Annotated in this window: 22 protein-coding genes; 3 read left to right on the top strand and 19 right to left on the bottom strand. The window is 37.0% G+C overall.

What is annotated here, in order from left to right:
• From ACESSZ_RS04880 to uvrA, 11 genes are all read right to left on the bottom strand, one after another.
• Positions 1 to 723: a DUF2705 family protein gene (locus tag ACESSZ_RS04880; RefSeq protein WP_117547964.1), complete on the bottom strand. Its 723-nt coding sequence runs from the start codon at positions 721 to 723 to the stop codon at positions 1 to 3.
• A 29-nt stretch (positions 724 to 752) separates the two neighbouring features.
• Positions 753 to 1,550, bottom strand: coding sequence for an ABC transporter permease (locus ACESSZ_RS04875; protein WP_117547963.1), 798 nt, complete (start codon positions 1,548 to 1,550; stop codon positions 753 to 755).
• 54 nt (positions 1,551 to 1,604) lie between these two features.
• Positions 1,605 to 2,033, bottom strand: a complete 429-nt coding sequence (locus ACESSZ_RS04870; protein WP_117547962.1) for a DUF2712 domain-containing protein — start codon at positions 2,031 to 2,033, stop codon at positions 1,605 to 1,607.
• A gap of 116 nt (positions 2,034 to 2,149) precedes the next feature.
• The gene (locus ACESSZ_RS04865) at positions 2,150 to 3,445 is read right to left on the bottom strand and encodes a sensor histidine kinase (protein WP_117547961.1); all 1,296 of its coding nucleotides are present in this window, start codon (positions 3,443 to 3,445) and stop codon (positions 2,150 to 2,152) included.
• 2 nt (positions 3,446 to 3,447) lie between these two features.
• The gene (locus tag ACESSZ_RS04860) at positions 3,448 to 4,164 is read right to left on the bottom strand and encodes a LytR/AlgR family response regulator transcription factor (RefSeq protein ID WP_117547960.1); all 717 of its coding nucleotides are present in this window, start codon (positions 4,162 to 4,164) and stop codon (positions 3,448 to 3,450) included.
• A gap of 223 nt (positions 4,165 to 4,387) precedes the next feature.
• On the bottom strand, positions 4,388 to 5,020 hold the full coding sequence (locus tag ACESSZ_RS04855) for an ABC transporter ATP-binding protein (protein ID WP_117547959.1): 633 nt from the start codon (positions 5,018 to 5,020) through the stop codon (positions 4,388 to 4,390).
• Positions 5,021 to 5,054: 34 nt separating this feature from the next.
• The gene (locus ACESSZ_RS04850) at positions 5,055 to 5,486 is read right to left on the bottom strand and encodes a hypothetical protein (RefSeq protein ID WP_270355652.1); all 432 of its coding nucleotides are present in this window, start codon (positions 5,484 to 5,486) and stop codon (positions 5,055 to 5,057) included.
• A 426-nt stretch (positions 5,487 to 5,912) separates the two neighbouring features.
• Positions 5,913 to 6,836, bottom strand: coding sequence for a thioredoxin-disulfide reductase (gene trxB, locus ACESSZ_RS04845; RefSeq protein WP_008978218.1), 924 nt, complete (start codon positions 6,834 to 6,836; stop codon positions 5,913 to 5,915).
• Complete coding sequence (lgt, locus tag ACESSZ_RS04840) at positions 6,815 to 8,287, bottom strand: prolipoprotein diacylglyceryl transferase (protein ID WP_117547958.1); 1,473 nt, start codon at positions 8,285 to 8,287, stop codon at positions 6,815 to 6,817. Before lgt ends, trxB begins: the two co-directional genes overlap by 22 nt.
• A gap of 10 nt (positions 8,288 to 8,297) precedes the next feature.
• Positions 8,298 to 9,242, bottom strand: a complete 945-nt coding sequence (hprK, locus tag ACESSZ_RS04835; protein ID WP_008690570.1) for an HPr(Ser) kinase/phosphatase — start codon at positions 9,240 to 9,242, stop codon at positions 8,298 to 8,300.
• Between the two features lie 14 nt (positions 9,243 to 9,256).
• Complete coding sequence (uvrA, locus tag ACESSZ_RS04830; RefSeq protein WP_117547957.1) at positions 9,257 to 12,070, bottom strand: excinuclease ABC subunit UvrA; 2,814 nt, start codon at positions 12,068 to 12,070, stop codon at positions 9,257 to 9,259.
• 161 nt (positions 12,071 to 12,231) lie between these two features.
• Here uvrA and ACESSZ_RS04825 point away from each other — a divergent pair, with 161 nt between their 5' ends.
• The 3 genes from ACESSZ_RS04825 to ACESSZ_RS04815 are packed head-to-tail and all read left to right on the top strand — an operon-like array spanning position 12,232 to position 14,026.
• Positions 12,232 to 12,723 carry a hypothetical protein gene (locus tag ACESSZ_RS04825; RefSeq protein ID WP_117547956.1) on the top strand — a complete coding sequence of 164 codons (492 nt, stop codon included), beginning with the start codon at positions 12,232 to 12,234 and terminating at the stop codon, positions 12,721 to 12,723.
• 48 nt (positions 12,724 to 12,771) lie between these two features.
• On the top strand, positions 12,772 to 13,251 hold the full coding sequence (locus ACESSZ_RS04820) for a sigma-70 family RNA polymerase sigma factor (protein WP_117547955.1): 480 nt from the start codon (positions 12,772 to 12,774) through the stop codon (positions 13,249 to 13,251).
• The gene (locus tag ACESSZ_RS04815) at positions 13,244 to 14,026 is read left to right on the top strand and encodes an anti-sigma-I factor RsgI family protein (protein ID WP_321193070.1); all 783 of its coding nucleotides are present in this window, start codon (positions 13,244 to 13,246) and stop codon (positions 14,024 to 14,026) included. Before ACESSZ_RS04820 ends, ACESSZ_RS04815 begins: the two co-directional genes overlap by 8 nt.
• A gap of 336 nt (positions 14,027 to 14,362) precedes the next feature.
• Here ACESSZ_RS04815 and ACESSZ_RS04810 read toward each other — a convergent pair whose 3' ends face one another.
• The 8 genes from ACESSZ_RS04810 to ACESSZ_RS04775 form a co-directional block, all read right to left on the bottom strand.
• Complete coding sequence (locus ACESSZ_RS04810; protein ID WP_117547953.1) at positions 14,363 to 15,217, bottom strand: DegV family protein; 855 nt, start codon at positions 15,215 to 15,217, stop codon at positions 14,363 to 14,365.
• 132 nt (positions 15,218 to 15,349) lie between these two features.
• On the bottom strand, positions 15,350 to 16,204 hold the full coding sequence (locus ACESSZ_RS04805; RefSeq protein WP_117547952.1) for a DegV family protein: 855 nt from the start codon (positions 16,202 to 16,204) through the stop codon (positions 15,350 to 15,352).
• Between the two features lie 264 nt (positions 16,205 to 16,468).
• Positions 16,469 to 18,586, bottom strand: a complete 2,118-nt coding sequence (gene pulA, locus ACESSZ_RS04800) for a type I pullulanase (RefSeq protein WP_117547951.1) — start codon at positions 18,584 to 18,586, stop codon at positions 16,469 to 16,471.
• Between the two features lie 205 nt (positions 18,587 to 18,791).
• Positions 18,792 to 19,961: a M20 family metallopeptidase gene (locus tag ACESSZ_RS04795; protein WP_117547950.1), complete on the bottom strand. Its 1,170-nt coding sequence runs from the start codon at positions 19,959 to 19,961 to the stop codon at positions 18,792 to 18,794.
• Positions 19,962 to 20,390: 429 nt separating this feature from the next.
• Positions 20,391 to 22,805: a glycogen/starch/alpha-glucan phosphorylase gene (locus ACESSZ_RS04790; RefSeq protein WP_117547949.1), complete on the bottom strand. Its 2,415-nt coding sequence runs from the start codon at positions 22,803 to 22,805 to the stop codon at positions 20,391 to 20,393.
• A 146-nt stretch (positions 22,806 to 22,951) separates the two neighbouring features.
• Entirely contained in the window at positions 22,952 to 24,010 is a 1,059-nt protein-coding gene (locus ACESSZ_RS04785) for a hypothetical protein (RefSeq protein WP_270355651.1), read from the bottom strand.
• A gap of 198 nt (positions 24,011 to 24,208) precedes the next feature.
• Positions 24,209 to 25,261: an NAD-dependent epimerase/dehydratase family protein gene (locus ACESSZ_RS04780; protein ID WP_117547947.1), complete on the bottom strand. Its 1,053-nt coding sequence runs from the start codon at positions 25,259 to 25,261 to the stop codon at positions 24,209 to 24,211.
• Positions 25,262 to 25,281: 20 nt separating this feature from the next.
• Positions 25,282 to 26,007 carry an IspD/TarI family cytidylyltransferase gene (locus tag ACESSZ_RS04775; RefSeq protein ID WP_119983434.1) on the bottom strand — a complete coding sequence of 242 codons (726 nt, stop codon included), beginning with the start codon at positions 26,005 to 26,007 and terminating at the stop codon, positions 25,282 to 25,284.
• Between the last annotated feature and the right edge of the window lie 53 nt (positions 26,008 to 26,060).

The raw sequence follows: 26,060 nt of genomic DNA, 5'->3' as shown, positions 1-26,060 counted from the left end.
TTACAAAATGTCTTTTTTGGTGATCATGATGCTCCCTCCAAAGTAAGTAAAAATAATCACGATTAATTCAACAGCAATTATCATACTAGGAGCAATATCTAAATCTATTAAACGATAATTCATCGCTAAACTAGGAAGAAAAAACAGATGGTATGCATCCGGAACCTTTGTTCCAATCAAAATATCCCCTATCCAGAATGAAATAAGAAAATAGCTTAAGATGAAAATCCACGCAAACTTTTGATGTACAAACACCTCTAGAAACATCATGATACTCAATAACATAATTTCCATCAGAACAAAAATTATAATCATAAATAAAATGTCTGTGAAGCTCATCATTCCACCTAAAACATCCTCAAAACGAATCTTCCCAAAAAACAATAACACACCCAAACTAAAAATAGCGCATTTCCATACTTCAAATAGAACTGTTTTCTTTATTATTAGCTTTTGGAAATGTGAGTATATCGCTTTCCTATTGTTATTCCTGACAACTAAACAAGCAGCATACTGTTCTAAGTAAGAAGTAAAGCGCAAGTTCAATAAAGAACTAATCATTGCAAAACTCCAAAATTGATATCCGTAATAACTTATGGATACCCTAAAACCAGGTTCTCCGTAAAGTGCTGAAAAAAGACCCCAACTATTCCGTGCAAACATAAACATACATACTAATACCGAGAAAATTAGAATTATCACATTATTTTTCTTGGATGACATCTTATACCACATCCCCTCTTGTGAATTGTTTATAATTCATCACTTAATACTTTCTTCTTATACCCCACTGCAATACTTCCTGCGACAAATAAAAGCAGTGTACAAAAAGCCGGAATGATCATATCTAATCCACATTCTGTAAAAGGCTGTAATACTGACATTATATCCCACGGTGACATAACCATAATCAACCAAAACATTAAAGAAACACCATATAAATATTTCAAATCTAATATACAAAAGCTTAATGCTGCACACATCACACCGCTTAACGATAATACGATGGAATTTATGATAATATATACAAACAGCATACTATATGGATAGGAAGCTATAAATGCTTGGAAAGCTCCATCCCTTTGTAATCGTTCAAATAAGTCTATATCTGTCCCTTGTCCGAATACAATTAAACAACATATATAGTTAATGCTACATGTTATAAACACCATTGCAAAACTAATCATAAACGTTGCCAACAGTTTTGTGAAAAACACTTTCTTCTTACTGCTTCTTGTAGACAATGCTTTATATGCACCACATTTATATTCGCTCACATAGGAATCTGCAGATACCACAAGAATATATAAAGGAAAAATCCACTGATACAGCATTGCTGTAATATGTCCTTCTGATGAATTAGCGACAAATGTTAGATGCGGTGCTATATCTACTTGTGACCAAGCAACAGGTTCTCCATATTTAATATGTGGTGTTATATTATTATGATAATTGATATACAAATCAAAAAAGGTAATCCCCAATAATATAAAAAACACCACATATGTTTTTTTATTCAGTAAAATACCATATAGCTCTTTTTTCAGCACACTACTTTCCTCCCTTTTTTAAGATATGAGTGTGGACTTTAGCCCACACTCATATTACTTCCCTGTTTCTTCATCCCAAAAACCACGAACTGTATAAGTCACATCATTAGACCTATTATTTTCCGCGGTTAGATAAACGGTACACTGACTAGCTTCTCCTTTTGCCGGGCTATATACAGTTCCATCTTGAACATTTATGGTTACTACATCTGAAACATTATTACCATTGTAGTTTTCTAACCAAAAACTTGTATAGTCCCCAGGTCCACCTTCATTGGTATAAGTCATCTTAACTTTCCACTTGTTATTGACATTCGTTGCTCCTCGATATCTTCCTTCAGAAACTCTTGAATTTTGCATATATTGTTTAATATGCAAAGTAAAAGGAATATTATCATCGACTGCCCCTGCCATAATTGGTGTTAAAGATGAACAGGTAACAAATACAGCGGATGCTAAAACGACTTTCATCCTTGTTTTCATACCCATGGTCTCCTTTCTGTAAACTTTGAGGTTTTCAATAACCTCACTTACATTGACACTATAGCACGAAAAAGAAGGCATGGTTTTTACTATGTCTGAAATAAGGAAAAACGTGTTTAAGGTATGATTTTTTCATTCATGATACTTATAATCACAGAAAACATTTGATCTGTATATTTTATCTGCATGTCCCCATGATATTTTTCTACTGTATTTCGCACGCTGCTTAAACCTAAACCCTTATGGTTTTCTTTTGTTGATAAAAGTGTTCCGTCTTCTTTCTTGTTGAATTTTTGTGGTGCTGGATTCTTAATTTTAATTACCATCATTTGCTGTATCTGTCGAATGCTTAAAGTAACGGTTTTTTTATCTTCACTTAGTGTTGCTACTGCTTCAACAGCATTATCTAATAAATTTGAAAAGATTGTTACTAAGTCAAAATCTTCGATGTTTTCAAATTTAACATCACGATTATGAATATCCACAAATATATTTTGCTTTGCTGCTTCTTTTACTTTATCATCAAACAATACTTGCAATACATGACGTGATGAATACCTTTGTAGTTCTTTATTTTTAATCTGCTCGGCTAAACTTTCTAAATAAGTTGATGTCTTATCTTGTTCATTCATACTCATAATCATTTGCAAATGATTTTTCATATCATGCAACAAATAGGATATTTCTTTTTCAGCTTCTTCTCTTCGCTTATAATAAGCATAATTCAAATTTTCTTTTTGCTTTATCTGCTCAAGGTCTATCTCTGCTTCATATCCTTTACAAAGCTGTTGTGCCAGATACAGAAATCCAAGCAATATAAAAAGAAAAAACAGAATAATGATAAAAGATAAAATCTCAAACAGTAGGTCTTCATAAATAACAGAAAAATATTGTAATACTATAGAGATAAGTAAAAAGAATATAAGCATGATAATTAAAAGTATAAGATCACGATTCTTTAACTGATCGAACGCATCGATGACACTAGATTTATTCAATTTCCGATCACTGATAAAAAATAAAACAGCTGATATAAAAATGCTGATCGTTGTAAAAATCAATGTTTGTTCCTGTTGTACTGAAAAAAAGCATTGTAAAAAGGAGTATACTGTTAATAATACAAGTAAACTTGCAATGTAATATACACAATTTGTAATCATATCTTTCTGTGATTCAAATCGAAACACGCTATGTAAATACACATACATTATAAAACTCAACATAATAAAATGATATACCGTCATATCTCTAAAAAAAGAACTTATGACAATCAATGATAATAGTGATGCAACATTCATTGCTTCTGATACTTTTGTTTTATACCTTTTTTCAAAAAAGCCCAAATAGCTTACAAGAAAAATAAAAGTGCTGATATAGTATGCCAATGTTAAAAAAGAATTTAAATGTCCCATGTTTAATCAGCCACCCTATCCAGAAAATCAAGCATTATCTTTTTAAATTCCTTTGATTTTAATTGCGAAACAGGAATTAGCGTTTCATTTTTATCATCTAACGTTATACTTAGAGCCGTATACTTAGATACATGATTGAGATTTACCAAATAAGAACGATGAGGCTGATAAAAATCGCTACTTTCCAATCTTTCATTTAATTCTATGATTGTACTGTTAATAGCATAAGCTTCATCCCTTGTAAAAAGCCATGTCACTCTTTGAATATGTTCAATATACAAGATATCATTTTTCTTAAGTTTTAAGATATTTTGTCCACTACGAAACGTTAAATAATCCGTTTCTTGCTTATTTTCATGATAACGTTCTAACTCATTCAAAACATGAAAGATTTTCTCTTCATGCACAGGTTTATCTAAATAATGGAAAACATGAAAATCATATGCGATACTTTTATATTTAGCATATCCGGATAAAATGATAATCTCAACGTCAGTATCTGTTTTACGTATTTCTGCTGCTGTTTCCATACCGTTTAAATTTTCCATTTCAATATCTAAAAATATTACATCAAAATGGTTTTCTGCCTTTAACAGGGCTTCACCGCTACCAAAGCAAAACACTTCACTTTGTCGGTTTTTATTTTGAAAATATCTTTTAATTGTTTGTTTCATCCAATCCTGGATTTTTTCGTCATTATCACATACCGCTATTCTCATACTTCTTCTCCCAAAAATGTTTTCTCCTTTTTCTCATTTTATCATATTTTCGTTATTGCGTACACGTATTGCGTAATTTATATCGCATTTATAAAAGAACCTTTGCAAGTACATCGTCTTTCGTTTTCATCAAAATTCTAAATTATGAAATAAAAAAAACTCAATCAGCCTAATGCCAATTGAGTCGTTTTTACGTGTTTGATGAACATAAAACACGATAATATTATTCACTTAATTCACCATTTTGCATATATAATACTTTATCACATAAATAAGCTATATCCTCCTTATTATGACTGGCAATGATAATTAAACACCCCTGACGCTTAAACGCGAGAAATAACGATCTGACTTCTCTCATACTTTCCTCATCTAATGCATTTGTAGGCTCATCCAATAATAAAATTTTTGGCTTCTCAAAAATAGCCTGGGCAATAGCCAACTTTTGTTTCATGCCTAAAGAATACGCTTTTACTTTCTTCTTATCATTTGCATCTAATCCAACTTTTTCTAATGCTTGTCGAATATCTTCATCTGTTGCAACCTTACGTATCTTTGCTAAAAGTTTTAAATTGGTAAAAGCGTCGTACTGTGGCAATAGGCTCATATTCTCAATCATAAGCCCCAAATCAGAAGGAAAATCTATTTCATCATGTAAAATACTTCCATCAACTTTCAATTCCCCTTTATTTGCATAAATCAGTCCAGAAATTGCTCTTAATAACATTGTCTTACCCGAACCATTTCTCCCATATAATCCATAAATAGTTCCGCCATGAAAAGTATAATTGATATTCTTTAATACTTCTTTATTTTTTAAAATCTTCGTATAATTCACAACTTCTACTGTACACATCGTCTATGCTCCTTTCCTTATCTTATGATTCTTATCATAATACATCTCTTAAAACATCTCGTTTTCGAAATATATTACATGTGACGATCCCCATAAATATCACGATGAGCGAATACTTCATCATGGCAGTTCCCCACTCCATATAAGGTATTCCTACAAATTTGCCATGATCTGCAAAAATCAAATCGAATACATAAGTATCCGCAAATAATAATGGGATTTTGCATGTTCTGTTTAATATATACACAACGGTCATTACCGCTATTGTTAGAACTGCCGCACGCCATTTTCGCATGCAAAGAAACATAAAGAAAAGATATAACATACCTACGACTATAAAACAAAGCCAAAATAATAACACATTTAAGATAACGCCATGGAAGTAATAATTATGCAACAATGTTTCTACACGATAGAATTTTACAATCATGAAAACCGTTTTAATCACATTCGCAGTTAAGGCCATAATGAATGAACACCCTACAAGCGCCGGGAGGCATTTTTTGAAATATTGTGTTCTTGTCATACGCGTTATTTCAAATGATTTTATTGGTGGGATAAAAATTAATATAAATAAAAGAAACATCAAAATATCTCTTGTGAAAAGACTTGGATCTAATCCTGTAAATATATTAATTTCGTGTTCACTTAATACTTCTCCATAAATTCTATAAAACACAAGATGCCATCTTGTAATTAAAAACAGAATATAAAAAATATAGGTAACTGTAAAAGTACTTATTTGTCTTTTCCACATTTGGTTTCACCTTTCTTCCTGTAAGAAAACTATAGCACAAAAAAAAGCGATTCTTATGGTGATGTCTGAAATAAGGATATTCTTGTCTTAAATAAGAAAAGTCATATCTTTTTTACGGATATGACTTCTTTACCATTATAAACCTTTTATAACATGAAAGGCATGCTGTGCCGCAATTGCACCATCATTGGTTGCCGTTACAACCTGACGTAATTGTTTTTCAATCACATCACCTGCACCGTAAATACCTTTTACCTTTGTTTCACAGTTCTCATCCACAACCATATAACCACGTTCATTTAGAACAGGCAAATCTGCTAAGAAAGAAGTTGCCGGATCTAAACCAATATATGGGAAAATGCCATGTGTCTCGATTGTTGTTTCAATACCTGTATCAACATTTCTTACTTTTAATCCAACCACTCGATTTCCATCATCTATAACAGCAATTGGAATGTGTTTTGGAATGACATGAATTTTAGGATTCTCTCTAATTGCTTTTTGTACGATACTGTCTGCCCGAAATACATCTCGACGAATTATGATATTCACGCGGCTTGCGAATTGCGTTAAGTAATTTGCCTCCTCTAAAGCCGAATTACCGCCACCGATGACACAAACTTCCTGATTGCGGAAAAATGCCCCATCACACACTGCACAATAAGATACGCCACGTCCGATATTTTCTGCTTCGCCTGGAATCTTCATCATACGCTCCTGTGTTCCGGTTGCGACAATAACAGCCTTTGCTTCATATACCTCACCATCATCACAGATAACTTTCTTATAATCTCCTGCATCTTCTACCTTGATAACATTCCCATACAGATATTCTGCACCGAATGCCGTAGAATGTTCAAACATATCACTAGCCAGTTTAGCACCGTTTGTTTCTATGGTTCCCGGCCAGTTACTGATTTCATTTGTCTTTACTAACTTACCTCCGGGTGCTCCCATCTCCAGCATAGCCACTTGTAAGCCGGCACGGCTTCCATAAATAGCAGCACTCATTCCCGCAGGGCCAGCCCCGATGATAACTAAATCGTAACGTCGCTCCATTCGTGATCCTCCTTTACCAAATTGATGATCTCTGTCATGTCATGTATTATAGCACAAGGTTTTTCTGCTTTCATCTCTTCTGCTCTTACCTCTTCATATACAAATGCGACGGAATAAGCAGCCATCTTCTTACAAGCCTGTATATCGGTCGGAGAATCTCCTATGTAAATAACATCATCGTGCGGCACATGGAGTTTTTCACATGCTTCCAAAATACCAACTGGGCTTGGTTTGGGCTCGCTGATTTCTTCACCACCTAAGATGACCTCAAAATATGCTTCTAAATCAAATTGCGCTAACCCCATCTTCACGATATCCGACAGCTTATTCGACATGACTGCTAAAGGATAATCATGTTCCTTCAGATAGGCAAGTGTTTCTTTCACATGCGGTATTTCCGTTACATATTCATCATGATGTGCATGATTAAACGCACGATAATAGGCAATGATTTCATCAACTTTTTCGGCATCAAAATAACGTAAAAACGATTCTTTTAATGTCGGCCCTAAGAAGGAGTGCAATTCCTCATCCGTTAAGGTATGCTCTGGCAGATACTTTTTAAATGTATGGCGAAAAGAAGCAAAAATAAGTGCTTTTGTATCAACAAGCGTACCATCTAAATCAAAGATAATAGCAGGCTTACGGCGCTTAAATGGCCAAATGTTTTTAAACAGGCGGTCAAAGACACCAAGTATACCTAAGACACCTAATACGACCCCAAGCAAAGACACGACTTGTGCGATACGTAAAGGTCCAAGCATTAAAGAGTCGGTTCTCATTCCTTCCACAAAGAAGCGTACCATACCATACCATGCCAAATAGGCAAAGGCCAGATCACCACGTTTTCTTCTGCCATATTTTTTATAGACAAAGGTAATCAAAAGGAAGCCGACGATATTACCGACACTTTCAAACAAAAAAGTTGGCTGACGATAATATCCGTCAATATACATCTGATCTTTTATAAAGGAAGGCCAATGGGCATAAAAGTCACCACTGACAATTTGTCCATAGGCTTCTTGATTCATAAAATTACCCCAACGACCAATCGCCTGAGCTAGCATTAAATTAGGAAATATAGCATCTGCAATGCGCAAACCATCTATCTGATGACGATGGAAATACCAGACACCAAATAAAGTTCCGGCGATTACTCCACCATGAATCGCCAATCCACCTTCCCATATATAAAAAGCGGAAATAGGATCTGCAGCATATAGATTATTCCATTCAAAAATTACATAATACAATCTTGCCCCAACGATGGCAATCGGCAGCATTAGCAGGAAAAAATTTTCAAATATTTCTTCTTTATAGCCCCATTTGCGAACTTGGCGTAAGGTCAGATAATAAGCTACAAAGGCACCTGTCAAAATGATGATGGCATACCAAGTTATCTGAAACCCACCAATGGCAATAAAAGTTTTCATATCAGGAAAAAACGTCATAACACCCCTCCTAGTTCTCTTGCTTATTGCGTTCAATATAATCTAAAACGCGTTGTTCAAATTCTTTTGCGCTGTCCATACCCATTTCACTCAACATGAAGTTGGTCACGGCAGATTCAATAATCACTGCCATAGAACGTCCTTCACGCACAGGAACAACGATTTTCGGTATTTCTACGCCGAGGATGTTTTCGTGTTTTTTATCTTCTATGCCAACACGATCATAATCCTGATCAGGATCCCATGGTTCTAAAGTAACCTGAAAGTTGATTTCTGTTTTTGGCAATACCGAACTTACGCCAAACATGCGTGCCACATTAATTACACCAATACCACGGATTTCCAGCATGTCTCTTAATAATTCCGGTGATTTACCAATAATCTTATTATGAATACGATAACAATCCACACGATCATCCGCAACTAATAAATGTCCGCGTTTGATCAATTCCAAAGCAATCTCACTTTTTCCCATGCCGCTTTCACCGCGAATGAGCACACCTTTTCCATAAATGGATAACAAACCGCCATGCAGACATTCACTGGTTGCCAGTTGTTCATCCAGAAAAGCTACCATATCGACGATTAAGCGCCAAGTCGGTGAAGCAGAGCGAAAGATCGGAAAATTCTTTCGCTTTGCACATTTTCGTAATAATTCCGGGCATTCATGATTTTTTGTGATAATCAATGCCGGAGTTGCTTCATTGGTAATAAAGTCAAAGGATTTTCGCTGTTTTGCGACACTCATCGTCTGAATATAAGCGATTTCCTTATCGCCTAATACCACCAGTCGCTTTACTTGACTGTTTTCAAAAAATCCTGCCAATTCAAGACCGGGACGATTTGTATCCGCGATGGAAATCGGGCGATCCAATGATTTATCATTTCCGGTAATCTGTTCAAAGTTAAATGCTTCCACTAAACGACGTACCGGGCAGCTGATTTTTTCTTCCATGATGACATCCTTTCCTACAGAACTTTTTTCAGATATTGTCCTGTATAGCTGTTTTCCACCTGTGCAACTTCTTCCGGCGTACCACATGCGATGATCGTTCCACCTTCATCTCCGCCTTCCGGACCAATATCGATCACATAGTCAGCTGATTTGATAACATCGAGATTATGTTCAATAACCAAAACAGTATCTCCATTGGATACAATGCGCTGTAATACTTCTAATAAACGTTTGACATCATGACTATGTAAACCAGTCGTTGGTTCATCCAACACAAACAATGTCTTACCAGTAGCCTTACGCTGTAGTTCACTTGCTAATTTCACACGCTGTGCCTCTCCGCCGGATAATGTAGTTGCACTTTGCCCCAGCTTAATATAGCCAAGACCGACATCTTTTAAGGTTTGCAGCTTATGTTTAATTTTATGCATATTTGCGAAAAAGTCAATTGCCTCTTCCACGCTCATTTCCAAAACATCATAGATGTTTTTTCCCTTATAAGTAACCTGTAAAGTTTCATCATTATAACGCTTACCGCCACATTCTTCACAAGGTACATAAACATCTGGCAAGAAATGCATGGAGATACGTAGGATACCATCTCCCTGACATGCCTCACAACGTCCTCCTTTTACATTAAACGAGAAACGTCCCTTATCATAACCACGCATCTTTGCTTCCGGTGTCTGTGCAAACAGGGCACGAATATCATCAAAGACTCCGGTATAAGTCGCTGGATTACTTCGTGGTGTACGACCGATTGGGTCCTGTGAGATATCAATAATTTTATCAATGTTCTTAATACCTTTGATTTTCTTATGCTTTCCTGCTTTGATACGCGTTCTTCCTAATTCATGCATGATGCCCTTGCTTAAGACTTCATTCACTAGTGATGATTTCCCACTGCCACTGACTCCGGTAACAACAATAAAGGTTCCTAAAGGAAATTGCACATCGATATTTTTCAAGTTATTTTCACAAGCACCGATGACCTCTAACTTTTTCTTATTACCTTTGCGTCGCTCACTTGGTACTTCAATTTTCATCTTACCACTTAAATACTGACCGGTAATGGAATTAGGATCCGCCATTACTTCTTCCGGTGTTCCGGCAGAAACAACTTGTCCGCCATGAATTCCGGCACCCGGACCGATATCGATGATATAATCACTTGCCCGCATAGTATCTTCATCATGTTCAACAACAATCAAGGAGTTTCCAAGATCTCGCATATCCTTTAACGTATTGATCAAACGATCATTATCACGCTGATGCAATCCGATACTAGGCTCATCCAGCACATATAATACCCCACTTAAGTGAGAACCAATCTGCGTTGCTAACCGGATGCGCTGTGCTTCTCCACCGGATAAAGTACCTGCTAAACGATCTAAGGTCAGATACCCCAAGCCGACATTATTCAGGAAACTCAAACGTTCACGTATTTCTTTTACGATTAATTTGGCAATTTCTTCTTCCTGTTTTGTCAGTGTTAATTCTTCCATAAAGATAGCTGCCTGACGCACTGACATCGTCGTCCATTCATAAATATTAATGCCACCGACACGCACGCTTAAAGCCTGTTCATTTAAACGTCGCCCGCCACAGGTCGGACATGGTGCTTCTGCTAAGAAGGTCGCATACCATTCCCGTGACATCTGTGAACTGGTTTCCATATAACGTCGTTCGATCAAGGTACATACACCTTCGATAAACTCCGTTTTTTTCATCACATTCCCACTGCGTGATTCAAGTTTATAAGAGATCAGATCTTTAGAACCATACAAGACAATATCCAATTCTTTTTTGGTAAAATCTTTGATTGGTTTATCAATACTGATATCATAATAGTTTAATAAAGCCGCAAATTTTTGCCATTCCAGATTTTCCGTATTAACAATATTCTTATAATAAACGATACCACCCTGACGTATGGATTTTGTACGATCCGGTATCAGATATTCAACATCAACCTTTTGGGTAATACCTAACCCTTTACATGTATCACATGCTCCAAAAGGTGCATTGAAAGAAAACAATCGAGGTTCTAGTTTAGGAATGTTAAACCCACAATATTTACAAGAATAATTACTGGAAAACAAGACTTCTTCATGGTTATACGTAACTACTGCCAAGCCATCACTCATCTTTAATGCCGTTTCTAATGAATCATGCAACCGTGAACGATCGCTTCCTTTTACGATACGATCAATCACAACATCAATATTATGTTTCTTATTTTTCTCTAATGCCTCGACATCTTCCAATAGCTTCATTTCACCATCAACTCGCACGCGAAGATACCCTTCTTTACGTAAATGGTCAAATAAATCCTTATGCGTCCCTTTTTGACCATGGACGGCCGGTGATAAAATCGTTAAACGTGTCTTATCTTCCAGCTCCATGATTTTATCTACCATCTGTTTAATTGTCTGAGATGTAATAGGTTCATTATGCGTAGGACAATACGGTACACCGATTCGGGCATACATCAAACGCAAATAATCATAAATCTCCGTTACGGTTCCAACCGTTGATCGCGGATTATTACTCGTCGTTTTCTGATCGATGGAAATGGATGGGGATAATCCTTCAATAGAGTCTACATCCGGTTTTTCACTATTGCCTAAAAATTGACGGGCATAAGCACTTAAAGACTCCACATAACGTCGTCTTCCTTCGGCATAAATCGTATCAAATGCCAAAGATGTTTTTCCTGAACCGGATACTCCGGTCATAATGACAAATTTATCGCGTGGTACCTTAATATCGATATTTTTTAAATTATTCTCACGGGCACCTTTTATATCTATATAATCATGGCTCATATTTCTACCTCCAAACAACTACTATTATACATTAGTATGACCTTTTCGCCTAACTTTTCGCATTCTGAATCGCATTATTTTAAAAAAAATAATAAATTTGAAAGGTTTTATAAAATAGCATCGTGTTATAGGTGTACAAGGTACACAAGGAGGAATTTATTATGAAGAAGAAAAAAACAGTCGTCGTGATTGCAGTCGCTGCCACCCTTATGCTTTCAATAACTTTATTGAAGGCAAAAGCTGACACCTTTCCACATTTTGGTGTTCATCATGGTTATGAAACACATGAACATTGTGACAATACACAAAAGCATAAAGAAACACACCATGCGATATCTCAAAACAAGGCATCTGTGAAAATAGCCACCCCAAAACAAAAAAGCCCTCTTACGCCAACAACGGTGTCTACAAATACTACAAATACGCGTTCAGTAAGCAATAATGATTCTTCGCAAAGTAGAAATCAGCAGCCTTGCGCTAACGAGAATGGACAGTGTCAAAACAACAACCAAACCTTATGCCCAAATTGTCAAAAGCAACATCGTACACAGACACCATGTCCAAACAAAGGAAACTACCAAATGAAACAAACACGTAGCGGAAGAAGTAATCACACTGCTTGTAATAGAGGATATCACGGAAATCACCACTAGGCAAAACAATTAGAATTCAGTATACTAAGAATAAGGGATGAGGAAACCATGCGAAGTGAAGAGGAATTGAGGACAGCGATTCATCGTTATGCGGACATGATTCGCAAAATCTGTTTTATCCATATGAAACAGGAGAGTGATGTGGATGATGTTTTTCAATCTGTCTTTTTGAAATATGCGAAACAATCAAGCTTTCATGATGATGAACATGAAAAGGCATGGCTGATTAGGGTGACCATTAATGAATGTCATGATACTTTAACTACATGGTTTCGCCGTAAGGTCATTTTGAGTGATGAATTGGAAAGTTATGCACCCAGTGTTATTTCCATGCATTCCACGATGCTGGATGCTGTTCTTCATTTGAAACCAAATTATCGCAATGTTATTTATTTATATTATTATGAAGGTTATAAGATTCGTGAAATTGCAGATATTCTGCAAAAGAAAGAAAATACGATTCATACCTGGCTGAAACGAGCAAAAGATGATTTGAAAATCATGCTGGGAGGTGATGATCTTGACTAATCCATTAAAAGACTTAGATCAGCTGCATGCCAGTGAAGAAACGAAAGAAAAAACATTACTGTATGTTTTATCAAAACAACGTCATAAGAAAACATTGCCAATATGGCAAGGAGCACTCGTATGTGCGATCAGCGTTTTGTTGGTTATGCTTTGGCAGCCTTGGAAAGTTGATGATCTTCCAACAAAACCAACTTCACCGGCAGCCATTGCCTCAACCATCACCTTAGATGTGAATCCAAGTATGGAATTATCTGTGGATGCGCAACATCGCATTTTACAAACAAAAGCTTACAATAAAGATGCGAAACAGATTTTAGCGAGCATTGATCTTAAAAATAAAGAGCTTGATGAGGCATTAACTTTATTATTTGCGAATGCTACCTATCAGAAATATTTAGCAAATGGTATCTTGGAAGTCGGTATCTATGCCGATGATGCAGCTCTGCAAAAAAGTCTAGAGGAAGAAATTGACGCTTATCTGAAAAACAATGCTACGGCAAAACGATATCACTGTGCATCTATTGATTCCAAGACACATGAAGCGGCCAAGACGCATCATACAAGTCAGGGCAAATATCGTGTGATTGAACAAATACGTTCTTATGATGCAGCTTATACAATTGAAGAATTGTCAAACTATAGTATGAAAAAATTATATGCGCTATTAGAACAATACGATGATACCGCTGTACCTGAAGGCTGTCATAGTGATACTGCACATGAGAGCAATCAGAAAACACATCATCAAAACCGTCGTCATGGCAATCATGATTAGTCCCTATAAAAGGGACTTTTGTATTATAAAGTTAGGAGTTAAATCGATTTAATTCCTAGCTTTTTATTTACATCAAAAAATGAAAATTATAAGACAGACTATTTAACATAAGATCAATAATTTAACATGCATGTAGGTTTTGATGAAATGAGAAACCCAAACCTTATTTCAACGCTTGACACGGTATCATTGGAATACTAACTTTTAAAAAAGGCTTGAAAAAGTTCTTTTGGGCACATGGCTTTCATATAAAACACATGAAAAAACAGGATTTGATTGATTTCATCTTCTCCTGTTTATTCTAATCTTTATCACGTAAGTTATTGATCTTTTTCCTTACTCCTGTATCATTTTAAAATATTGTACAGCCTGACAGCCTCTGCCGGTATGTACTCCCACGACACTTACCAGCTTAATGATTTGATGCTTTGCATTAGGAAAGGCTGCTTTGATCTTATTCATATAATATTCTGCTTCTACTGCATCATCCGCATGTGCGACTGTTATCATATAACTATCATCCACATGCTCTTTACGCATGATTTCAATCGCCATATCCATTGCTTTATGCATGGTTCTGACCTTATCCACAACATCAATTTTTCCATTGGTTTCTTTATTTATTTTTAGAATTGGTTTGATTTTCAATAATCCCCCTAAGGTTGCGGCCAACGGTGTTAATCTTCCGCCACGCTTTAAATGCTGTAGATCATTAGGCAACAACAAAGTATCTGTCGTATCCACGATACGAGATAACACATCTTTGATTTCTTGAATTGTCTTGCCTTCTTCATGCAGCCTTTTGGCTGTCTTTATCATATATTCCTGTACCACCGCCGTAACATGACAATCAACATAAGCAAATGCTAAACCTACTGTTCTGGCACACATTTCCATAGCATTAATCGTACCGCTTAGTCCACTGCAAATCGGTACGGCGAAAATTTGCTCATATCCATCATTTTTTAAATGTTCAAATAAAGCCTCAATTTTCCCAAGTGAAGGCAATGAAGTAGATAGCATCACCCCATCACGCATAAGTTCATAAATGCGGTCAATACTTAATTCTTCTAGATCTTGATAGTTTGTATTGTCATAGCTCACCTGTAAAGGTACGCTGAAAATACCTTCCTTTGCTAATTCTTCAACTGTTTTACCTGTTCCACTGTCTGTCACAAACGCTGTTTTCATGGTAAACCCCTCCAATATCTAACACATATTATACTTTATTTCATAGAAGATGAAAAGCCATTCGCCAGAAGTTGTCATTCTTCTTGGGATGGTACGTAAAAAGAGGAGGCTTCCTCATTCCTCCTCAAATGTTTACATTTTAACTTTGCGGATGTATTGTATACCCAAGCATCCTAACCCGGTGTGACAAGAAATCACAGCACCAATGAGCCCAAAATAGAGATCCATTCCAGGAAAAGCCTCTTCCATCAAAGTTTTCAGCTTTAACCCTTCCTCTTCTGAACCACTATGTAAAACGGTTAAGGTATATGTGTCATCAAGTTTTGCTTCTTGGAATGTAGTAACGGCTTTGCTCATCGCCTTTGACATCGTACGCACCTTGTCAAATACATCGATTTTACCTTGTGAACCTTCATCCAGTTTTAAAATAGGCTTAATTTTTAATAAACCACCTAAAGCAGCAGCTAACGGTGTTAATCTTCCGCCACGTTTTAAATGCTGTAAGTCGTTAGGAATGATTAATGTGCCACTATGTGCCACACTATCCTGCAAGCGTTTCACTATTTCTTCTGCCGCAACCTCCTGTTTTACTAACTGCTGCGCGCATTTTGCTAAGTAGCACTGTATATTACAAGTAGAATACGTTTCAATAATATGCAGCTTCAGTTCACATTCTTTCGCAACTGCGTGCATCACGCTGGATGTTGAAGATAAGCCACTTGTTAAAGGTATCGCGATTACATCTTCATATCCATCTTTTTTTAATTTATGGAATAATTCTTCAATGATTCCCATTGGCGGCATTGATGTTGTCGGCATTTCACCTTGTTTCAACATCTCATATATTTGTTCTACCTGGATATCCACCCCGTCCAGATACATGTTGTCGTTTACAATAATTTGCAATGGCAGATAATAGATACCCAAAGCATCTGCCTGTTGTTTATTTAATCCGCTTCCGCTGTCGGTTACAATCGCTGTTTTCATAGGTAACCCTCCCTTTCGTGTACGGCTTATCATTACATTTCAGGTTATCAAACAATCCTGATTTGCTTTTATATTATAACAGATGAAGTTTGAATGTCAAACGACAATTCGGAAAGGATGTATATGCCCATACTAGATAGCATATATCTAGATACCTTTTATTATAAAAAGCTTACCCCTCATAATAAAACGTCTATTGTCATACATACCACTAGCATCACTTAAAGGAAACTTTAGGTACATTTACAATAGACGCTTTTTTCATCAAAGCTTTCTGGTAAAGACAATGACACTGTATGGTTCTACATTTACTTTCTGAATCAAAATATCCTCTGCCTTGCCATTGTAATACAATAATTTATAAGCCGTATTCATATCGTGAGTGAAATACTCCTGTGAAGGATTAAACAGAATGATCATTTCTTCTGTATCATCTAGCAGTTTGTAAATCAATGCCTTATTTTGGATGGTATCAAAATGCACATGCTGTTCTACATCCTCCTTGCGGCAATAACGCAGACAGGCATGTGTTCTACGCAGCTTAATCAGCTCTTTTGTACATTCCACGATGTCTTGATACTGATTCCGACGCAGATAATCTATTTTATTTATCTCATCACTTTCTTCATACGTATTTGGTAATCCATGCTTACTACGGGCAAATTCTTGACCGCTGTGTAAGAAAGGAATCCCTTGTGCTAGTAAAACCGCCGCAATCATCATCTTATGCTTTGCGATGCGGATATCTTTGCTATCTTCCTTACAGCATTCTTTCAATTTATCCCAGCTAGTCATATTATCATGACATTCCACATAATTCACAACATTTCGAGGATTGGCAAACATAGCTTCCATTCCTTCATTTGTACAGCTGGCACTTAAACAGTTTTTCATAATATCAATCAGATACAATGCGCCACTGCAATATCCTTTTACATTTACTTCATTGCTTGCCGTGCGGCCTTTTACAACATCTCGGAAACGATCAGAGAAATGTGCGATAAATGGCATTTGAGCATTATTGCCAATGCTTGCACGCTGACGGAAATCTAAGAAACTTGGCATATCCCAACCTTCCCCATAGATCATAAAATCTGTATTAATTGCGCAACATTCCCGATAGATGGCATTCATGGTATCAATATCTAAAATGCCCATGAGATCAAATCGCAATCCATCGATATGATAAGTTTTTACTAAGAATTTGCAAGCATCGATAATATATTTAGCACACATGCGACGTTTACTGTCTATATCATTCCCACAGAAAGTACCATTAGAAAAATCGCCTTGCTCATTCATCTGAAAATAATAACTAGGGACTGTCTTGTCAAAGAAGCTTTCTTCCTTATCATATACATGATTAAAGACTACATCTAAATTGACACGAATGCCTGCTTTATGACATTCTTCCACCAGTTTCACAAATTCAAATATACGGCTATAAGGGTTATTCGGTTCAGTGCTGTAACTGCCTTCAAAGACCCGATATTGGACCGGATCATATCCCCAATTGTAATGTAATAATGGATAAATTTCATCAACAGATCCAAAATCCATGACCGGCATCAGCTGTACATGTGTAATGCCTAATGATTTTAAATAAGAAAAACCCGTCTGCATGCTTTTTGTTTGTTCATTTTCTTCCACAAATCCACGAAAAGTTCCAGGACAGCTTACTCCGATATTGCTTTGCATCGTAAAATCACGCACACTTGTCTCATACACAATTGCATCACATGAACTTTGCAATGGCGGTAAAGGATAATCCTTTACACGAATCTTTGCCAAATCAACAATAGCCGAACGTCTGCTGTTTTCTATGGAAGATACACCATATGGGTCAATGGTCTCTTTCCATTTACCATTTACTCTGACAAGGTATACATAGGTCGCATTTTCTAAATTTTCTAATATCGAATAACGAAATACCCCATGTTCACTACGTTTCATCTCATACGTATACGTAACATCATTTTTCATGATTTCTAACTTTACACGATAAGCTGTAGGTGCCCATAATGCAAAAGATGTGGCTTTTTCATTATACGTATAGCCTAAATCATCCCCATCATAATAAAACAATTCATCAAATTTCGCTGTTTTTACAACAGCGCTGTATTGTAAGACGGTAGCGCGTGCATGTTGATGCACTACATAATACTCATTTCCTATTTCAATGGAATCATAAAGAGCCAACGTATATTTATTGTAGTTGCTATGAGTTGTTTCAATGGACTGAATATGGAGATCATAAACATGTCCTCTGGTGTCTTTCAAATAAAACTTATTACTGACACCTTCATAGCTGTTACGAGACATAAATACAGTTATCTTATCAAAGTCATCCAGATAAGCTTCATAATATTTCTGTTGTCGCATATTTTATCACCTTGACCTTATTATAACAGACTTTCTTCTTTTTATCATTCTCAAGTGGAATTTCCTAGCAAAGCACCTTATTTTAATATCATTTCTGCTAAAAAACTAACGGCATCTTTTCATCGTTTGTATGCATACATGCTTACATCTTTAATAACCAGTTGCATCTTACCTCATATTGTTCCTTAGAAAAAGGATGATTCCTTTAACGTTTTAGCGTTTTATGAAATTCATCCTGTACCTTTCGTAATAAATCTTCTTCCATGAGTAATCTTCTTCCAAGATTCGCCAATGCGATGGCACCATCACGTAAAGCTTTTCTTCCTGCCTCATGAATCGTAGCTGCCGCCATTTCTTTTGAATGTCCATTGACGCATGCATCGGCAATCTTGATATAGCCATGCAATGCCGGGCAACAATAGCTGACACTTCCGATATCACTAGAGCCATTTGGCACCTCATCTACCGGTTTCACATCCGTTCTGCCTAATGCCACATATTCTTCTTTCAACAAATCACATAAGGTATAATTTATGACACAGTCTTCATAAGGGCATTCATATGTCGTTACCTGATAGGTACAGCCACTCGCTTTACAAGCTCCCTCAACACAATCAATTGCTCGCTGACTGAGCTCTTTTACATACTGCATAGAGGTTCCACGGAAATAATATTCCAAACTGGCATAGGCCGGAATGACATTGGCAGCTTCACCACCATCACGAATAATACCGTGAATATATGTATTTGGCAGTGCATATTGGCGTAGCAGATTAATGCCGATATAGCTCATAACCGCTGCATCCAAGGCTGATTTTCCATGCTCAGGTGAACAACCATGTGTATTTACACCATAAAATTCAAACTTCAATGGTAACAATGCCAAAGTTCTGCCCCCGACTCCATCTTCCGTATCTGGATGAATCATCATCGCCACATCCACATCGTCAAAAACATGCGCATTCGCCATAGACACTTTCCCACCGAAATTCTCTTCTGCCGGTGTTCCTATCACACGTATTTCTCCGCCGATATCATCAATGATTTCTTTTAGGGCCACTCCCGCAGCGATGGATGTTGCCGCAATCAAATTATGTCCGCAACCATGTCCCACTTCCGGCAAAGCATCATATTCGCATAAATATGCAATTACCGGACCTACCTTACTACTTTTATACACTGCTTGAAAACCAGTTGGCACAACGAAAGCCTTTTGCGTTTCAAAACCAAAAGATAATAACCCTTCACTTAACAACTCCATCGTTTCAAATTCTTCATTACCGATTTCCGGATGATCGTACATATGTTGTACATAGGACATATAAGTATCTAAGTTTTTTTCAACACTTGTGATTAACTTTTCTTTTAACTCCATCTTCATTACCCCTTTTCTGTTGCCTATTATTTTAACGAAATTCACATAAAATTGCAAATACAGCTTTTTATAAAGTAAGTATCCTCAAGGCATGCGTGTATCAATGCCCTTTTCCATCGTTAACACTTCATAAAAACACCTTTATGCATCAAGGGAACAGAATACCTGTTTGCGTAAGCGTTCGTTACCGCACTTATCCTTTTTGATAAGCTGGGATGTAGCAATAGCACATTGCAGAATTAAGCTTATCGCCCCTCATTTATGTGAATGCTTGAAATTATGTATTTGGCAAGCATTCTTTCCCGTGTTTATGAAGAAAAAAATAGCCATATGAGTAAATTTAAGCATAAAAAAAGGAAGCATGACACGATTGCGAAATAGTGCAATTGCCATACCTCCCAGTTGATTGTTCCCAAGGAAAAATCTTTCTTATTTAACCGTCACCGGTTTAATATTCCAAATATCACGTGCATATTCATGGATCGTACGATCACTTGAGAAATAGCCAGACTGTGCGATATTTATCAGACACATTCTTGCCCATGCTTCTGCATTACGATAGCGCTGTTCAATATTGCCCTGCGCATGCACATAAGCTTCAAAGTCTGCCAACAACAGATATTCATCATTTTTGAACATCAGTTCATTATAAATCTGCTTGAAATCTCTAGGATCATTTGAGAAGGTACTGTCTACCAAGCTATTGACAACCTTCTGAATATCACCGTTTTGATTGTATTTTTTCCAAACATCATAAGAATTTTCATGACGAATCAAGGCCACATCATCTGCACGAAGACCGAAGATTTCAGCATTCTCATAGCCGACACGTTCTACGATTTCCACATTAGCACCATCCATCGTACCTAAGGTAATCGCACCATTCATCATAAACTTCATATTACCGGTACCACTTGCTTCTTTACCGGCTGTAGAAATTTGTTCTGATACATCGGCAGCATTCATCAGGATTTCCGCAATGGATACCCCATAATTCGGAATGAATACGACCTTCATATAACGGTTAATATCACTATCGTTATTTACCTTATCAGCCACACAATGAATCAGCTTAATAACTTCCTTCGCGAAGGTATAGGAAGGTGCTGCTTTTGCGGCAAAGATAAAGGTTCTAGGATAAATACGGAAGTTAGGATCTGCTTTCATACGGAAATAGAGATGAATGATGTTCATCACATTTAACAGCTGACGTTTATAAGCATGTAAACGTTTTGCCTGTACATCAAAGATGGAATTTACATCAATGTCAATGTTCAAGGTATCCTTAATGTACTTCGCAAGTATTTTCTTACGTTCCATCTTCACATCCATGAATTTCTTCTGAACTTCGCTGTTATCTACATACTTCATCAGATCTTCTAATTTTTCAGGATGTTTTTTGAATGCAGGACCAATGGTCTTTTCTAACAACTGTGTTAATTGTGGATTAGAATACAACAACCAACGACGATGTGTGATACCATTCGTCTTATTGTTGAATTTGCCAGGATATAAATCATTGAAGTTCTTCATTACATCTTCTTTTAAGATTTTCGTATGCAAAGCCGCAACACCATTCACACTGTGCGAACCGATGATGGCAAGGTTTGCCATATGCACCTGTCCATCCTTGATTACACAACATTCATTCATTAAATCAGAACGTCCTAAATCATGAGAGCAGGCATATTTGAAACGACGATCGATTTCTTCGATAATCATATAAATACGTGGCAATAAATCTTGTACATACTGAATCGGCCATTTTTCCAATGCTTCACTTAAAACGGTATGATTCGTATATGCCATTGTATCTGTTACGATTTTCCAAGCATCATCCCATTCGTAACGGAAATCATCCAACAAGATACGCATCATTTCCGGAATACACAATACTGGATGGGTATCATTCAACTGAATGGCATTCATTTCCGCAAAGTTGTCCAATGTTCCGTATACGCGTAAATGCGCATCTATAATGTTATTTAATCCTGCCGCAACAAAGAAATATTGCTGTTTCAAACGCAATAATTTTCCATGTTCGGTAGAATCATCCGGATAAACATTACGGCAGATTTCACGAACTTCGTTTACATATTCATTCAAGTTAGCCGCATCACATGCATCATCGGCAACTTCTGCACTCCACAGACGTAACGTATTGGTCAGTTTCGTATCATAGCCAACCACAGGTACATCATATGGAACCGCACGAACAACCAAGCTTGGCACATGGTTTACAACCGCCTTGCCATCTTCTCCCATCCACATGTCCACATGACCGCCGAATTTAACATTGACTGCATGCTTTGGTTTTCGCACTTCCCAAACGTTACCTAAAGACAGCCATTGATCAGGTACTTCTACCTGTTCATTATTTACAATTTTCTGTTTAAATAATCCATATTCATAACGAATACAGTTTCCATTACCCGGTAAATTCAAAGATGCTAAAGAATCCAGGAAACAGGCAGCCAGTCTTCCCAGACCTCCATTTCCTAATCCTGCATCACTTTCCAGGTTTTCAAGTTCATTAATATCCAGATCCAGATCAGCTAAACCTTCTTTGACTAAATCATAGATACCGAGGTTCATCAGATTGTTTGTCAGAAGACGTCCCATTAAGAATTCCATAGAGAAATAGTACATCTGCTTGCTTTTCTTCTCTGCGATGGCATTCTTAGAGTCGTTCCAGTGAACACTGGCATAATCTCTAACCATTTCCCCTAAAACCATGTATTTTTCTGTTATGTGCGCCTGTTCGATAGAACGGCCGTAGCGTTCAATAATTCTTCTTTTAAACTCTTCTTGAAACTCTTTCTTGTTCTTGAATTCGTTTATCATATACTCGCTTACTCCTCTCAGTAACATATTAATTTTACAATATTTGTCTCTTAATTACAAATGAAATTAAGAAATGCATACAGTTACTATATTCATTATGCGAAAGATGTGTGAATTCATTCAACTGTAAAGGCTTTCTTTATTTTTTAGGTAAAATCATTCTCAATTTTTTCTTTTTGATTGTGCTGTTTCCTATCTTGATAATGGTTATAATCCCTCTGAAATTGCTTGTTCACTTCACTGTCTTTATTACCGCTGATACCATAAGATTGCTGAATATAAGCGGCGATCATGCCACTTACCTTCTCCGCCCCATATACATTCATATGATAACCGCCATCTTTTGTGTCCGTTAACCAGTTGATCTTAGATGAATAGGGTTCTAAGTTCATATCCAGATAATCGACCTGTTCTTTTTCAGCAAATTTACTTACCAAACGCGCTCTGGAAAAGGACCATTCTCGAGCACCCGGTACGCGCAACAATAAGATTTGCATTTTCTGTTCTTTCGCAAGTCTGATCAGCTCTTTCACCCCTTGTTGATTGATTGCATCAAGCTCTGTTATCTGTTCATTATTCTGCATATAATCATGATCATAGAATGGTTCTATTTTGGTATTCATGATGAAACCATGTGTTGTATGTTTACTATCTAGTTGCTGTTTTGTTGGCTTCAAACGTTTTCGTATGACATCTCTTACATAGGAGTGAAGTAACGTTGCTTTGGTTTGTTCATCCATACTGGTATCCGTATAAGAAAGCAAATGTCGTATAGCTTGCATGCGTTCTTTCTCTGGTTTCATGGCATTGATTGCCGCGCAATTACGCGCTAATCTTCCTTCATTTTGAGCACGAAATAAATTTGCGTCAATAATCAACACTTTTGGCTTTTGATAGCGCAAGGCGCTTTTTAATAGGTAAGTACTGGTCCATGTTGTTTGTGTCGCACTAGCCAGTGTATAGGAGGTGATACCTGTTTGTTTCCATACGATCAAAGGATTGATGGAGCGAGTAAAATTACTATCACCAAGAAATAAGATATCTAAGCTATTCTCTTTTTCTTCATAAAAGCCTTGGATTCCATCACTTTGTGCAGTTGTACATTGATCGAGGTTTTCCGCAAAGATTTCCCTTTGCGTATTCCCTTTTAAGAAGAAACAAAAACATACACATAACAATACCATACCCTTCTTCATTACTTTCATATGACCACCTGCCACCTGCATTATACTCCTAGTTTCATACGACACATCTTAACTTTCCTTAATTACTTATCTTTTTTACTCTTTCTATATGAAGATAACAATCACGCGATAAAAACACCCCATTCTTTTATGAAGAAAAGAAAAAGTCTAATTGCTTACCAATCTTATAAGATCATGGCAGCCGTAAGACTTAAGTTGTTATAATCTTCCGTTTGCTTTTTCATACTCCAAATAACGTAATGTTCTTGTAAATCCTTCTTCAATTGTGTTAAGTGGTTGCCAACCAAGCTCGCGCAAGCGTTCACTCGATAAGATTCCCATGGTAAACGGTGCACATCCTGTGTTCGCATCCTTAGGAATATCAAAGCATAACTTTAAATGTTTCTCGGGATTTATCTTCACTAACAATTCAGCCAATTCACGAATAGAAACTTTTCCGTTTTCATCTCCAATGTTGTATGCCAGTTCTTCCCCATTTAGTAAAATGCGCCACATTCCGGCAATGGCATCTGCGATATAGGTGTAAGTTCGCACACTGGATCCATCACTTTTTAATACAATATCTTCATTGAATAGGACATTCTTCAAGAAGTCCGCCTGGACACGGCCATCATAAATGGACATGCCTGGACCATATGTATGGGCTAATCGTGCAATTTTCGTATTTAAACCATACTGCTTATGGAAGGAAGCACACATGGTTTCAGCCGCTTTTTTCCCTTCAGGATAGCATGATCTAGCATCTAATGGATCCACAAGACCATACGTATTTTCATAGAAGAATTCCTGGTTTTCATCTGGCTGTCCATAAATTTCGCGGGAAGAAATAAACATATAGCCTTTGGCATTCTTCTCTTTCGCTAAACTTAGCGTATAGAAAGCTCCAAGTGTGTTAGCCGCAATCGTACCTACCGGATCTTCGCGCATGATCAATGGACTGGCAGGGCTTGCGGCATGAATGATATAATCAACCTTTCCATCATATACCATCGGCTTACTTACATCATGTGCCACAATTGTTACGGCCGAATTGTTTGCTATATCTTCCGGTATCTTTTTGGGATTACGCACAACGCAGATAACCGTAGCATTCATCTTTCTTGTTTCATTTAATGCTAAAACGGTCCGCACAAAATAGGTTCCTACCATTCCGCTGGCACCGGTAACCAAAACGGCGGCATCTTTTAATTTATCCCAAGCGATATCCTGTGCGCAGATACGTTGTAAATCTTCTTTTACTATTGGATTCATAGTAGCCTAGCCTCCTCAATCTATTTTAAGCCTAAGATCTGCTCATTTTCACGATATTGCAATAATGCTCGTAAAATATAGAAATCTTCCGGCGTCGTTACTTTAATATTTCCGCGATTTCCTTCAACGATGTACATTTTCTTACCCAGATTTTTATATAAGTTACAAGAATCGGCAATATCAACATAGTCTGGATTTAGTTCCCGCATTTTCTTATGCGCCTCCATGATTTCACCTAAGTAAAAGCTCTGTGGTGCCTGTGCTGTAAACATTTCTTTTTTCAATGGCATCTCTTCTACTTCTTCGCCGCCTTTACTTAAAATCGGTGTTTCAAAGAAAGAGGTACAGGTAACAGCACTGCCATGCTGCTTTACACATTCAATGTTTTTCTGGATCACTTCTTCACTGACAAACGGGCGTACTCCATCATGAATCAAGACGATGGCATCCTTGTCATTTTCTGCATCCGCTGCACGCAATGCGCGATAGATGGAATCCTGTCCATTGCTTCCACCTTCCACAATGCCACACACCTTCGTAATCGCAAAACGTTTTGTCAGATCTTGTAATGTCGTGATATAGTCTTTTTTGCAAGAAATATAAATCTTATCAATGGATGGACTATTTTGAAAATTGTCCAAGGTATGGATAATGATTGGTTTCCCATTGATTTCTAAAAATTGTTTTGGCATTCCGGCACCCATACGTACCCCGCTGCCACCGGCAAAAATGATTGCTATATTCATATGAATCCTCCTCGTATGTATCTGTTTTCATCAGCCTTATTATACTCCTAAAC

The organism is Eubacterium sp. 3_1_31 (genome assembly GCF_964249515.1).
GTDB classification, from domain to species: Bacteria; Bacillota_I; Bacilli_A; order Erysipelotrichales; family Erysipelotrichaceae; genus Longicatena; species Longicatena caecimuris.
The sequence above is the reverse complement of the archived record's forward strand: the minus strand, read 5'-3'. Positions and strand labels throughout refer to the sequence as shown.